Below are 12297 nucleotides of genomic sequence, written 5' to 3' on the forward strand. Positions count from 1 at the left end.
CATCGGCAAGGAGAACCCGATGAACAGCACCCTGGACACCGCATCGGTCCTGCGCGGCGTACTCGACCGGTGGAAGGCCGCCGTAGACAGCCACGAGCCGCAGAAGGTCGCCGCCCTGTTCACCGAGGACGCGATCTTCCAGGGACTGCACCCCTACAGCGTGGGGCGTCAGGGCATCGCGGACTACTACGACTCCCAGCCCCTCGGTCTGACGGCCGCGTACCGGATCGTCGAGACCAGACGCCTCGCCGACGACCTCGTACTGGGCTATCTGAGCGTCGACTTCTCGTTCTCCGACCGGCCGACACTCAACGTCAGCCTCGGCGTGGTCGTGAAGCGCACGGCGGAGGACTGGTACATCAGCCACTACCAGGTCTCGCGCCTCGACTAGCCGCCGTTCGCAGAGGCGCTCGTGGGTGTTCCGGACGGCCGGGAACCGTCCGGAACACCCAAGACGCCGGAGCAGCAGCAGGCCTACCTGGCGAGTTCGGCCCGCACATCCAGTCGTGTCAGCTTCTGCGGGTTTCTCACCAGGTAGATCCGGGTGACCCGCCCGCCGTCCACCACGAGGCTCACCGCGGCCGGCTCGCCGTCGACCTCGACCCGGCCCGCGGGGGCTCCGTTGAGCCACACCGTCGTCGTCTCGAACGGGGTGACCACCCGATCCGCGCGCGCGAGCAGCTTCGCCACCAGTTCGACACCGTGGATCGGCGCCTCAACGGCGGCCACGATCCCGCCACCGTCGGCGATCAGGACCACATCCGGCGACATGACCTCCATCAGTTCCTGCAACCGACCGGTGCGCAACGCGAGCAGGAAGCGCTCCACCACAGCCTGCTGCTCCGACCGGCTCACCTGTACCCGCGGCTTTCGAGCCGCCACATGCTCGCGGGCCCGCCGCCCGATCTGCCGCACCGTGGCCGCGGACTTCCCCACGACCTCGGCTATCTCGCCGTACGGCATCTCGAAGACCTCACGGAGTACGAACACCGCCCGCTCCGTCGGCCCGAGCGTTTCGAGGACGGTCAGCATCGCGATCGAGACGCTCTCCGCGAGTTCGACGTCCTCGGCGACATCAGGGCTGGTCAGCAGCGGCTCGGGGAGCCACTCGCCGACGTACTCCTCTCGGCTGCGCGACAACGTCCGCAGCCGGTTGAGCGCCTGCCGGGTGACGACCCGGACGAGATACGCCCGCGCGTCACGCACCTGCGAACGGTCGACGTCGGCCCACCGCAGCCAGGACTCCTGCAGCACGTCCTCCGCGTCGGCCGCCGACCCGAGCATCTCGTAGGCGACCGTGAACAGCAGGCTGCGATGGGCGAGGAAGGGATCCTCGGTCATATCGCCGTCGACACCACGCCGGGATTCTCCGAACGCGCTGCCAGCGGAATCCCGCACGCGTCGGAGAAGCCCTGCGACGTGATTCCGTGCGCCGTGTTGTTCCTGGTCGCCATGTTGGCGAAGCCGATGACCGCGGTGAGCTCGACCATCGCCGCCGGGCCGAGCCGGTCGAGCAGGCTCGCGTACAGCTCGTCGGTGACGGTCGTCGGCGTGCTCGTCATAGCCTCGGCATACTCCAGTACGTCCCGCTCCAGCGGTGTGAACACCTCCGACTCCCGCCAGCGCGGCACCTGGCTCGCCTTGGTCAGGTCCAGGTTCTTGTTCAGCGCCTGGAAGTAGTTGATGTCGAGGCACCAACTGCAGCCGACCTGTGCCGCGACCGCCATGTGCGCGAAGGTCTTGAGTCCCTCGTCGGCCATGTCCCACTGGGTCAGCCTGGCCCCGATCTCCGTGGAGTCCTGGGCGACCTTGGGGTTGTGCGCCGTCACTTCGAAGGGTTCGGGCACGGCACCGAACTGCTCGATCGTGGTCTCCCTGAGCTCGGTGGGGAGCTCCGCCTTCGGAATGCGCAGTGTCACGATGTTCTCCTTGTCCGGAGGCCTATCTGCCTGTTCGGCCTGTTCGACCTGTTCGGCATGAAGACACCGCCGGGGGCGAGAGTGTGACACCCACGTCGCTGCCGCACTCAGTGGCCGCGACGGTTCAGGCGGGCGTGGAGCAGGTTGGGATCGGTGGCGGTGAGGTAGGCGGCGCTGGGCACGTAGACGTCCTTGCCGCGGATCGCCACGGAGGTGGGGTTCTGCAGTCCGTCGGAGGAGTCCAGGACGGTGGTGTGCGTCCCGTCGTCCTGGATGCGCACCACCGTGCCGGGCCCGTTGAGCGCGGCGAGGATCTCGTTGCCCCGGCCGGTGAAGGCGAAGTCGTCGATGCCCTCAAGTCCGGTGGCCCTGACGGTCGGTGTGCCCGCGTGGTGGCCGCCGCGGAGGGAAAGGCTCAGCACGGTTCCCTGGTCGAGATTGGTCACCCACAGCGCGCCTTCGTGCACGCGTGCGCCATTGACCCCGAGGAATCCCTGTGCGGCGAGCTCCGGTGCGGTCGACCAGGGCGTCGCTCGTCCACCGTTCGCGGGGACTCGCCATACGGTGCCGAGGACCGAGTCCGTTATGTAGAAGGCGCGCGAGCGGGGATCGAAGGCAAGTCCGTTGGGCAGGCCGTCGGCGGGGAGGGCCGCGATCCGTTCCGGCGCTTTGCGCCCCGGCTTCAGCCGCCACAGGCCGGTCAGGTCCGCGGTGCCGGTGGCGTAGAGGACGTACAGGGTTCCGTCGTCGGTACGGACGAGCCCGGTGGTTAGGGGGAAGCCGAGCACCGGGGTGTGGACACCACCGTCGGAGGGAGCCGGCAGGGTGGCCAGGATCTGCGTCGCGCCATCCCGGTCGATGCGCGCCACTTGGCGGGCGGCGGCGAAGGTGACGTCCACGGAGCCGTTCGGTTCGATGACGGCGTTCTCCGGCATCTGGCCCTGGGCCAGGTCGAAGTGGTTGACGATACGGGCCTGGGCCAGCGGCGCGGTGGCAGCCACCGCTTCCGTCGCCGTGGCGACCGTGACGAGGGAAAGGCCCGCCGCGGCGGCGGCGAGTACTGCGCTCTTGAGAGTGTTCTTCATGATTCCTTCAGGTTTTCGGGCATGACAAGGAGACCCAGGGACGAAAATGCTTCTGCGTGGGGCGATTGATGCCGGATCAGAACAGGGGTATCCGGCGGGAGGTCACCGCGGAGGTGGACCCGCTGTGGGAACGGGAATGCGCGGCGCGGGCAAGGAATGCGCGGTGCGGGAGAGAAGGGCGAGTGCGTGGGCGGAGGCCGAGCCGGGCGCCGCGGTGACCATGACGATCCGCTGGTCCGACTCGGCCTGGAGGGTCTGCTGCGTCACCTCGATCGAGCCCACCGACGGATGCCGCATGGTGTAGACGGCGACAGGGCAGGCACGGACCCGGTGGTCGGCCCACAGTGATTCGAATTCATGGCTTTCCAGCAGGAGCTGCCCGACGAGTGAGGCCATTCTCGGGTCGTCCGGATGGCGCCCGGCCGCAAGGCGCAGCGTTCCGACCACATCGCGGGCCTTCTGCTGCCAGTCGGCGTACAGATCCCGCGTATGGCCGTCGCAGAAGACCAGTTCCGCCATGTTCGGCCGCTCCGCGGGCCGGTCCGGGCTTTCCGGGTCCAGATGCCCCGCGAAGAGCAGGTGCCCCGTCCGGTTCCAGGCCAGGACGTCGCAGCGGCGGCCGAGAACGACCACGGGCACATCGGTCAGGGCCGACACCAACTGGCGAACCGACGCCGCCACCTGTTCGGGCGGCACCCTTCGCGGCTTCGCCGGGCGGCGCTGCGCCACGGCGAGATCGTGCAGGTGGAGGCGATCGGCGTTGTCCAGATCCAGGGCCCGGGCAATGGCGTCGAGGACCTCCGGTGAGGCGTTCGACGAGTGTCCCTGTTCGAGCCTGGTGTAGTACGAGGAGCTCACACCGGCCAGGAGCGCCAGCTCCTCGCGACGCAGGCCGGGCACCCGCCGTCGTTCCCCGTACGTGGGGAGCCCCACGTCTTCCGGCCGCACCTGGGACCGGCGTTTCTGCAGGAACTCCCCGAGGGGCCGCTTTCCGTTCATGACTCATAGTCTGGGGCGCCGCTTCAGGACCAACCATCCCCTGCCGTGGATAGGCAGGGGATGGTGAGGCAGCCGCCTCGACCGACGGGCTCACCTCTGACGGACTCACCTCTGACGGACTCATCTCTGGAGGAAGGGAACCGACCATGGCGAGGATCGTCGTACTCGGTGCCGCGCTCGGCGGCCTGCAGACAGCGTTGCTTCTCGCACAGGACGGCCACGACGTGGCCGCCCTGGAACGCGATCCGCAGCCCCCGCCGCCCGACGCGGAACCCGCGTGGTCGCAGTGGCCACGCCCCGGTATCGCCCAGCTGCGCCAGACGCACCTCCCGCTCGCGCGGTGGCTTCAGCTGGCCGAGGCCCACCTTCCGGACCTGGTCCGGGAGATGACGGAGGCGGGGGCCGTCCGGATGAATGTGCTGGCGCCCGAGCCGGCCTTCCGTGGTCCGCCGACGGCCGGGGACGAACGGTTCGACACCCTCGCCGCACGGCGTTCCCTCCTCGAATCCGTCGCGACGCGCGTCGCCGAGGAGTCGGGCATCCGCATCGGGCGGGGCACCATCTGCCGCGGACTGCGCAGCTCGCCGGGCCTGCGGACCTCGTACGGTGGCGGGTCCGGCGAACGCGTTCCCCAGGTCACCGGAGTGGAGACCGACGCGGGCTGTACGGTGGCCGATCTGGTGGTCGACTGCACCGGGCGCAGGTCCCAACTCCCCTCCTGGCTACGGGATATCGGCGTGCCGTGTCCGGTCGACGAGTCCGGCCGGCGCGGCTTCACCTACTACAGCCAGTACTTCCGGTCCGCCGACGGCGCGCTGCCGACGGACCGGTTTCCCCTGGTGGTGGAGCACGGATCGCTCGGCCTCCTGCGCATCCCGGCCGACCGCGGCACCTACTCGCTCTGTCTCATCGGCCGCAGCGACGACCAACAGCTTCGCCGGGCGCTGCGGAACGAACGCGCCTGGTCCGCGGCCGTGCGCCTGTTCCCCGGCGCGGACCGCTGGCTCGACGGACAGCCCGTCACCGACGGCATCCAGATCATGGCCGGCCTCACGGACCGCAAGCGGCCCCTGTACGACACCCAACGCCCCCTCGTCGCCGGGCTGGTGGCCGTCGGGGACGCCTGGGCCATCACCACGCCGACCGTGGGACGCGGGCTGGCCATGAGCCTGCAGCACAGCCTGCTCCTGCGGGACGCCCTGCGGCAGACCGGCACCGCCCTCCCCGTCGAACTCGTCACCCGGTTCGCCGAGGCGACCAGGGAACGCCTCGGACGGATCTACGAGCAGACCGCCGCCTACACCCGCCACCGCCTCGCCGAGATGGACGGGCACACGGCCGGGGTCCCCTACCGGAACCCGGAATGGACCCGCGCCAAAGCACTCGCTCTCCTCGCCCGGCGCGACACCGACGCACTGCGCGCGGAACGAGCCGCGGCCCATCTCCTGCCCGGCGCCCGCCAGTTGCTACGGGCTCCGGCCCTCGCCGACGCGGTCACCCGGCTCGTCCCCGAGGTGGAGCAGCACATGCCGCCGGGACCCTCACGGGCCGACCTTCTCCGGGTCGTCGACGGATGAAGCCCCGTGCCCAGCCCGGGGGCCGCCTGTCAGCCCCACGTTTCCTGAAATCCGGTGGCGGCCCCGTCCGGCTGCGGTGACCATCACGGCATGGGCATCTTCCTGGAGACCGACCGGCTCGTGCTGCGGCCGTTCACCGACGGCGACGTCGACCATCTGCTCGCGCTGGACGGAGACCCCGACGTCATGCGTTTCATCAACGGCGGCCGTCCGGTGAGCCGCGAGGAGATCCGGGCGAAGACCCTGCCGCGGTTCCTGCACGACCATCCGGTCCTGGGGACCCGTGGCTACTGGGCCGCGGAGGAGAAGGCCACCGGCCTTTTCCTGGGCTGGTTCGAATTCCGGCCGCTCGCCGAGGACAGCCCGGCCGTGGTCGAACTCGGCTATCGGCTCAACAAGGCCGCCTGGGGCCGCGGTTACGCCACCGAGGGGTCGCGGGCCCTCATCGACAAGGGCTTCGCCGACCTCGGGGTCGAGCGGGTCACCGCGAACACCATGACGGTCAACACGGGATCCCGGCGGGTGATGGAGAAGGCGGGGCTGTCCTTCGTCCGGACCTTCACCCAGGACTGGCCGGACGCGCTCGCGGGCTCCGAGCACGGCGAGGTCGAGTACGAACTCACCCGGACCGAGTGGCAGCGACAGCGGTAGGCGTCTGTGGACCGCAGCGGCCACCGGACTTCACTCAGTGGCCCACCGGACCCTCATCCGTCACACCACGCCCTCACGGGCGAGCGTCACAGCGGCACCGGCCGCCGGGCCGGCGCCACACCGCCCGACCCCGGCTACGGCTTGACGCCCACGCCGGTCCACAGGCTGACCTCGGCGTCCGTCGGCGGGTGCTCCGTGGCAGCGTTGTCATCCTGTGCGTCGAGGCGCCAGCGGTGGCCGACGGTGATGCCGGGGTCGAGGAGGTCGAGGCCGTCGAAGAAGCGGGCCACGTCCTTCTGGGAACGGAACTGCACGGGCGTGCCGGCGCCCGTGTAGATCGCGGTGACCTTCTCCCAGGTGGGCGGGTCGAAGTCGGGTGTGCAGTGGCTCAGGGCCAGCGCGCTGCCGGAGGGCAGGGCGGCCAGCAGGCGGCCGACGATCCCGTACGGGTCCTGGGCGTCGGTGACGAAGTGCATCAGGGCGTTCAGGGACAGCGCGACGGGTCGGCCCAGGTCCAGGACGTCGGCCAACTCGGGGGCGTTCAGGAGTGATTCGGGGTCGTTGGCGTCCGCCTCGATGTACGTGGTGCGACCCTGGGGGGTGCTGCGCATCAGGCGCTCGGCGTACTTGAGGACGAGGGGATCGTTGTCCGCGTAGACCACCCTGGCCTCGGGGACCACGCTCTGGGCGACCTGGTGGAGGTTCGGTTCGGTGGGGATACCGGTGCCGATGTCGAGCCACTGGCGGATGCCGTGCTCCCGTGCGAGGACCCGGGTGGCGCGGTGCATGAAGGCCCGGTTCTCGCGGGCGCACACGAAGATGCCGGGATAGGCCGCCGCGACCGACTCCGCCGCCTGCTTGTCGATGTCGAAGTGGTCCTTGCCGCCCAGGTAGTAGTCGTACATACGGGCGGAGTGCGGCCTGCTGGTGTCGATGTCCCGCGCGGCCTGGGAGTTGCTCATTCTTGCCCCTTCAGTGGTGTACGTCGGCGTGCCGGGCGGGTCGTAGCCAGGGCCGACCCGGGTTCTGCCCGTTCGTGGTGTGGTTCAGCCGGCCGCCAGATGATCGGCGAGGCCCTTCTTGACGCCGGCGACGAACGCGGCGATCTCCTGCGGTGTGTAGATCAGCGCGGGGCCGGCGGGATCGGTCGACTGGCGCAGCGCCACGCGGCCGTCGGCGAGTTGCTTCGTCTCCACGCACTGCCCCCCGTTGGGGCCGCTCCACGGACGCTCCCAGCCCTGCTCGCCGAGTTCCGACGCGGGCATTCCGTTGTACACACTTCCGTCGGTGGTGGTCATGAGTACTCCTTGCGCATGCGGTTCAACAGGGCCTTGCTGTCCGCGGACGAGGTGAGCAAGGACATCCGGTTGTGCGCCTCCAGATGACCGGCGACGTCGGAGCGCTGGTCCAGGTACACGGAGGCGGAGAGGATCTCGCTGTAGACGATGTCCGGCAGTTCCCGCTCCTCGAACCGGAAGTAGGTGAAAGGGGCGCAGGCCCCGACGTGGGCCCCCGCGGTGAACGGCACGACGTCGACGCTCACATGGTCCAGCTCCGAGACCTCCAGGAGCCGTTCGATCTGCTCCCGCATCACCTCGGCACCGCCCACCATCCGGTGCAGTACGGTCTCCTCCATCACGACCCATAACGTGGGCGCGTCGGGTCTCTCCAGCAGGCCCTGCCGGCGCAGCCGCAGATCGACCCGCCGCCCCAGGTCCTCGTCGCTCTCGTTGGGGAAGCCCCCTCGGAGCACGGCACGCGCGTAGTTGTATGTCTGCAGCAGTCCGGTGACGTAGTGCGGCTCATAGGTGCGCAGTGTCCTTGCGCCGGTCTCCAGGCTCACGTACGCGCTGAACCAGTCGGGCACGACATCGCGGTACGCGTGCCACCAGCCGGGCTCGTTGGCCCGCTCGGCCAGGGTGACGAACTCGTCGACCTCCTGCTGCGCGGCCCCGTAGGTCTGGAGCAGTTTCTCGACGTAGAGGGTCTTGAGGGCGACCTCCGCCTTCTCCAGCCGGCGGATGGTCAGCGGCTTCACGTGCAGGGCCTTCGCCGCGTCGTCCAGCGACACTCCCGCGCCCTGCCGCAGCTCCTGCAGCCGCCTGCCCAGGATCATGCGGAGAACGGTGGGTGCACTGGTGCCGACGCCCGAACGAGCTTCGCTCACGCCCTACCTCCTGAGGAACTGTCACCAGTACGAGTCTGACATCGACTTGCTGATGCCACCAGACAGATACCGCCTTGCTGAAATTATCAGGGAGACGGTTGCAGCGTGAACTGAGCTACGAGCATAGTTAGTTCTGTGAGCGATCCCACCGAACGCGCGCGCATCGTCGTCAACACCCGCCACGCCCCGTGGAGTTGGCGCACCCCAGCGTTCGGACCGCAGGCCGCCGGAACACCCCGCCGGACGGAGCCGAAGGTCGTGATCCCCAACTCTCCCAGCACTCCTCCTTGTTGGAAGGCAATAACCGTGTCCCCCCACACGACCCCCTCCCTTCGGCTCTTAGGTTCCACGAACCCGGACACAGCACACTGGCTCGAACTCCCGGCGCACCGGACCAGCGTCAGGATCGCCCGCAACACGCTGGGCGAGCGGCTAACCGCCTGGCGCCTGCCCTGCGAGTTGCGGGAGGACGCCGTACTGCTCCTGTCCGAGCTGGCCACGAACGCCGTACTGCACACGGTCAGTACGCGGATTCTGTGCGGCGTCGGGCTCATCGCGGACGGGGGCCTGCGCCTGGAGGTGCACGACCAGGACCGCACGGGCCGCCTCCTGCCCCGATGCGATCCGGGCCCCGACGACGAGAACGGCCGCGGGCTGCTCCTCGTACAGCACATGGCCGACACCTGGGGAGTCGACCGCTCCACGCTCACCGGGGGTCACGCGGTCTGGGCGACCCTGACCGACGGCGTCTGAACCCACCGGGTTCCACACCCCTCCCGGATGCCGGCGGGCACGGCGCCCGTCGGCATCAGCCGCTCCCCCGCTCCCCCGCGGAAACGGACCCACCGGAAGCGCGCCCCGGGGCCCGCACGGACCGCGACCTTTCGCATGCGGTCAGTGACCACTGTGACGCCTGAGACCCCTGATCACGCTGTCGGAGTGGTGGCCCGCGCGGAGGCGCGGTGCCCTGCGCCCGGATCTCCCCGCCATTTCCGTGACGTCTTCGCCGGACAACCACTGCTGTGTTGGGAGATGGTGAAGGCAGACGAGAACGGCACCGGAGGAAACGGTGGGCACGGTAGAACAGGGGACAGTCGGCACAGGGAACGGCGTGCCGCGTAAACGGGCGAAAGCGGTGCCTGCAATGAGCGCAGCCGGAATTCCCGTGTCCGACGACGACGAACGGGTCCGCGGGCCGTTACGGCCGAGCGCGCTGCTGGACGTGCTGGGCGTGGCCTCGGTGGTGCTGGACGCCGAGGGACGCGTCGTGCTGTGGAGCCCGCAGGCCGAGGAACTGTTCGGTTACACGGCACGGGAGGCACTGGGCGAGTACGCGGCCCGGCTGATGGTGCACGAGCAGCACGTCCACCTGGCCGTGAAGCTGTTCACCGACGTCATGGACACCGGTCGCGGCTGGGCCGGCGGTTTTCCCGTCCGGCACAAGGACGGCACCACCCGGCTCGTGGAGTTCCGGAACATGCGGCTCCTGGACGACCGCGGTGGCGTCTACGCCCTGGGGCTCGCCGCCGATCAGTCGACCGTGCACCGCCTCGAACGGGATGTCGCGCTCTCCGTACAGATGGTCTCGCAGTCGCCGATCGGGCTGGCGGTCCTGGACAGGGACCTGCGGTACGTGTCGGTCAACCCGGCCCTGGAGCGGATCAACGGCATCTCCGCCGCGGAGCACGTCGGCCGGACGATCCGCGAGGCCCTGCCGTTCCTGGACGCCGAGGCCATAGAGTCCGCGGCACGCCAGGTCCTCGATACGGGTGTCCCTGTCGTCGAACAGCCCACGATCGGCCGGACCCCGGCCGACCCGGACGAGGACCATGCCTGGTCGGCCTCGTACTACCGGCTGGAGGACTCCCTGCAGACCGTGCTGGGTGTCGCCGTCTCGGTCGTCGACGTGACCGAGCGGCACCGCTCGGCGATCGAGGCGGAGACGGCGCGACGACGCCTCACGGTCATCGCCGACGCCTCCGCCCGGATCGGCACCACGCTGGAGCTGGACCGCACCGCCCGTGAACTCGCCGACGTCGCCGTGCCTGAGCTCGCCGACATCGCGTCCGTGGACCTGCTGGAGGCGGTGGTGGAAGGCCGCCGCAGCGACCTCGGCCCCACGGAGCCCACCCTGATCCGCACTCTGGCCGTCCGGGCCGATCACGCCGCCACCGAGGCCACCGACGAGGCCGCTCCTCGCGGACAGACGGCCCGGTACGGCTCCGACCGCCTCGTCACCCAGTGCATACGCACGGGCAGCCCGGTCATGGTGTCGCAGGTGAAGGACGAGGACCTGCTCCGTATCGCCCAGGACCCCCAGGCGGCCGTGCTCCTGGGCCGGGCGGGCGTCCACTCGTACCTGGCGGTGCCGTTGGTCGCGCGCGGCGAGGTGCTCGGTGCACTGGATCTCAAGCGGACGCGCAACCCGCTGCCCTTCAGCGACGACGACCTCGTGCTGGCCCGGGAGCTGGCGTCCCGTGCGGCCGTGCAGATCGACAACGCCCGCTGGTACCAGAACGCCCGCAACACCGCCGTCGCCCTGCAGCGCAGTCTGCTGCCCAGCCACCCGCGCATGACCGCCGGTCTGGAGGTCGCCTCCCGCTACCAGCCCGCCGGAGCGGCCGGTGAGGTGGGCGGCGACTGGTTCGACGTCCTCCCCCTGGACGGCGACAAGACCGCGCTCGTCGTGGGTGACGTGATGGGCAGCGGTATCAACGCGGCCGCGACCATGGGCCGGCTGCGCACCGCGACGAGCACCCTGGCCTCGCTCGGCCTCGATCCCGCCCGGCTCCTGGAGCACCTCGACAAGACCACCGGGGGCCTGGACGAGTCCATCGCCACCTGCGTGTACGCCGTCTACGACCCCCACAAGAACCAGTGCAGGATCGCCAACGCCGGGCACCTGCCGCCGGCCCGCGTCCGCGTCGGCCACCCTCCCGAACTGCTCGACCTGCCCACCGGGGCGCCGCTGGGCGTGGGCGGCGTCGCCTTCTCCACCACCACTGTCGATCTCGATCCGGGTGACCAGCTCGTGTTCTACACCGACGGACTCGTCGAAACGCGCCAGCACGACCTCGACGACCGTCTGAACACGTTCCTGGACCTCCTCGGCGACCCCACGCGCCCCCTGGAGGACGTCTGCGACCTGCTCCTGAGCACCCTGCACCACCCCGACAACCACGACGACGTGGCCCTGCTCATCGCCCGCGCCCAGCCACAGGCGTAAGGATCCGTCCCCCATGACCAGCCTCGCCCCGCTGCGCAGGACGGCGCTCTCGCTCCCCGGGACGGCGGAGCGGAGCACCGGCCCCGGCACGAAGTCGTTCACCGTGCGCGACAAGCGGTTCGCCGCGCTGAGCAGGGACGACCACATGCACCTTCACCTCCCCGCGGCAGACGCGGACGAGGTCCTTGCCGCGCACCCGACCGCCGCGCGGCTGACCCGCGGCGCGACGCCCATCGGCGTACGCCTTCCGATCGCGGACGTCAACGATCAGCAGCTCAACCACTGGGTGCGTCGCGCCTGGCTCGCGCACGCCCCGAAGCGACTGGCGGCGCAGGCAGCAGCCGCGGACACGGCGGCCGCCGGTGAGGTCGGGGACCTGCCCGAGGCACTCGTCGCGACGGGACACCGCCCCAAGGGCTGACGCAGCCGCGGTAGTTGCTGCCCGGCAACGGATGGCAGCCGACGAGTCCGCGGCCTCAGGGTTCGATGACCAGGCGTTCGACGAGGCCGTCGCGGAGCGTGAACCGGTAGTGCAGATCGACGGTGCCGCCGGGGAAGTCGCCTTCGAGGTGCTGGGTGGCGATGTAGTGGTCCGCGTCGGTCTGCCGGGCGTTGGTGAGCTCGATGGCGTAGGTGAATTCGGTGGCGGCTCCGCCCAGCCATCCCTCGATCG

13 protein-coding genes are annotated in these 12297 nt (G+C 70.0%); 6 read left to right on the top strand and 7 right to left on the bottom strand.

Features of this window, described 5'->3' with window-relative positions; genetic code table 11:
* Nucleotides 1–19: 19 nt before the first annotated feature.
* A complete protein-coding gene (locus ACZ5VQ_RS32985) occupies nt 20–391 on the top strand; it encodes an SgcJ/EcaC family oxidoreductase (protein ID WP_469108140.1) in 372 nt (123 codons plus the stop codon).
* Between the two features lie 83 nt (nt 392–474).
* Here ACZ5VQ_RS32985 and ACZ5VQ_RS32990 read toward each other — a convergent pair whose 3' ends face one another.
* From ACZ5VQ_RS32990 to ACZ5VQ_RS33005, 4 genes are all read right to left on the bottom strand, one after another.
* Nucleotides 475–1341: an RNA polymerase sigma-70 factor gene (locus ACZ5VQ_RS32990; protein WP_469108141.1), complete on the bottom strand. Its 867-nt coding sequence runs from the start codon at nt 1339–1341 to the stop codon at nt 475–477.
* Nucleotides 1338–1919, bottom strand: coding sequence for a carboxymuconolactone decarboxylase family protein (locus tag ACZ5VQ_RS32995; RefSeq protein ID WP_469108142.1), 582 nt, complete (start codon nt 1917–1919; stop codon nt 1338–1340). Before ACZ5VQ_RS32995 ends, ACZ5VQ_RS32990 begins: the two co-directional genes overlap by 4 nt.
* A 107-nt stretch (nt 1920–2026) precedes the next feature.
* Nucleotides 2027–3004: an SMP-30/gluconolactonase/LRE family protein gene (locus ACZ5VQ_RS33000; protein WP_469108143.1), complete on the bottom strand. Its 978-nt coding sequence runs from the start codon at nt 3002–3004 to the stop codon at nt 2027–2029.
* Between the two features lie 102 nt (nt 3005–3106).
* Nucleotides 3107–4003 carry a helix-turn-helix domain-containing protein gene (locus tag ACZ5VQ_RS33005; protein ID WP_469108144.1) on the bottom strand — a complete coding sequence of 299 codons (897 nt, stop codon included), beginning with the start codon at nt 4001–4003 and terminating at the stop codon, nt 3107–3109.
* A gap of 146 nt (nt 4004–4149) precedes the next feature.
* On the opposite strand from ACZ5VQ_RS33005, the gene ACZ5VQ_RS33010 reads away from it, so the two are divergent.
* Both ACZ5VQ_RS33010 and ACZ5VQ_RS33015 read left to right on the top strand, forming a co-directional pair.
* Nucleotides 4150–5580, top strand: a complete 1431-nt coding sequence (locus ACZ5VQ_RS33010; RefSeq protein ID WP_469108145.1) for an FAD-binding oxidoreductase/lyase — start codon at nt 4150–4152, stop codon at nt 5578–5580.
* A gap of 90 nt (nt 5581–5670) precedes the next feature.
* Entirely contained in the window at nt 5671–6231 is a 561-nt protein-coding gene (locus tag ACZ5VQ_RS33015) for a GNAT family N-acetyltransferase (RefSeq protein ID WP_469108146.1), read from the top strand.
* Nucleotides 6232–6365: 134 nt separating this feature from the next.
* Here the strand turns inward: ACZ5VQ_RS33015 and ACZ5VQ_RS33020 are convergent, their stop codons facing one another.
* The 3 genes from ACZ5VQ_RS33020 to ACZ5VQ_RS33030 form a co-directional block, all read right to left on the bottom strand.
* Complete coding sequence (locus tag ACZ5VQ_RS33020) at nt 6366–7193, bottom strand: SAM-dependent methyltransferase (protein WP_469108147.1); 828 nt, start codon at nt 7191–7193, stop codon at nt 6366–6368.
* Between the two features lie 84 nt (nt 7194–7277).
* Nucleotides 7278–7529, bottom strand: coding sequence for a DUF397 domain-containing protein (locus ACZ5VQ_RS33025; protein ID WP_143642426.1), 252 nt, complete (start codon nt 7527–7529; stop codon nt 7278–7280).
* Nucleotides 7526–8398: a helix-turn-helix domain-containing protein gene (locus ACZ5VQ_RS33030; protein WP_469108148.1), complete on the bottom strand. Its 873-nt coding sequence runs from the start codon at nt 8396–8398 to the stop codon at nt 7526–7528. The genes ACZ5VQ_RS33025 and ACZ5VQ_RS33030 overlap by 4 nt, the downstream gene beginning before the upstream one ends.
* Nucleotides 8399–8704: 306 nt before the next feature.
* Here ACZ5VQ_RS33030 and ACZ5VQ_RS33035 point away from each other — a divergent pair, with 306 nt between their 5' ends.
* The 3 genes from ACZ5VQ_RS33035 (at nt 8705) to ACZ5VQ_RS33045 (ending at nt 12045) form a co-directional block, all read left to right on the top strand.
* Nucleotides 8705–9151, top strand: a complete 447-nt coding sequence (locus ACZ5VQ_RS33035) for an ATP-binding protein (protein ID WP_469108260.1) — start codon at nt 8705–8707, stop codon at nt 9149–9151.
* A 391-nt stretch (nt 9152–9542) separates the two neighbouring features.
* The gene (locus tag ACZ5VQ_RS33040; RefSeq protein ID WP_469108149.1) at nt 9543–11624 is read left to right on the top strand and encodes a SpoIIE family protein phosphatase; all 2082 of its coding nucleotides are present in this window, start codon (nt 9543–9545) and stop codon (nt 11622–11624) included.
* 13 nt (nt 11625–11637) lie between these two features.
* Nucleotides 11638–12045, top strand: coding sequence for an MmcQ/YjbR family DNA-binding protein (locus tag ACZ5VQ_RS33045; RefSeq protein ID WP_469108150.1), 408 nt, complete (start codon nt 11638–11640; stop codon nt 12043–12045).
* Nucleotides 12046–12297: the final 252 nt, after the last annotated feature.

The sequence above is a fragment of the Streptomyces sp. NPDC033178 genome, from assembly GCF_055577685.1.

Excerpts from the sequence above, each read along its gene's own strand:
- ACZ5VQ_RS33025 (WP_143642426.1), bottom strand. The coding sequence starts at position 7,529 with ATGACCACCACCGACGGAAGTGTGTACAACGGAATGCCCGCGTCGGAA.
- ACZ5VQ_RS32985 (WP_469108140.1), top strand. The coding sequence starts at position 20 with ATGAACAGCACCCTGGACACCGCATCGGTCCTGCGCGGCGTACTCGAC.
- ACZ5VQ_RS33015 (WP_469108146.1), top strand. The coding sequence starts at position 5,671 with ATGGGCATCTTCCTGGAGACCGACCGGCTCGTGCTGCGGCCGTTCACC.
- ACZ5VQ_RS33000 (WP_469108143.1), bottom strand. The coding sequence starts at position 3,004 with ATGAAGAACACTCTCAAGAGCGCAGTACTCGCCGCCGCCGCGGCGGGC.
- ACZ5VQ_RS32990 (WP_469108141.1), bottom strand. The coding sequence starts at position 1,341 with ATGACCGAGGATCCCTTCCTCGCCCATCGCAGCCTGCTGTTCACGGTC.
- ACZ5VQ_RS33010 (WP_469108145.1), top strand. The coding sequence starts at position 4,150 with ATGGCGAGGATCGTCGTACTCGGTGCCGCGCTCGGCGGCCTGCAGACA.
- ACZ5VQ_RS33005 (WP_469108144.1), bottom strand. The coding sequence starts at position 4,003 with ATGAACGGAAAGCGGCCCCTCGGGGAGTTCCTGCAGAAACGCCGGTCC.
- ACZ5VQ_RS33045 (WP_469108150.1), top strand. The coding sequence starts at position 11,638 with ATGACCAGCCTCGCCCCGCTGCGCAGGACGGCGCTCTCGCTCCCCGGG.
- ACZ5VQ_RS33040 (WP_469108149.1), top strand. The coding sequence starts at position 9,543 with ATGAGCGCAGCCGGAATTCCCGTGTCCGACGACGACGAACGGGTCCGC.
- ACZ5VQ_RS33020 (WP_469108147.1), bottom strand. The coding sequence starts at position 7,193 with ATGAGCAACTCCCAGGCCGCGCGGGACATCGACACCAGCAGGCCGCAC.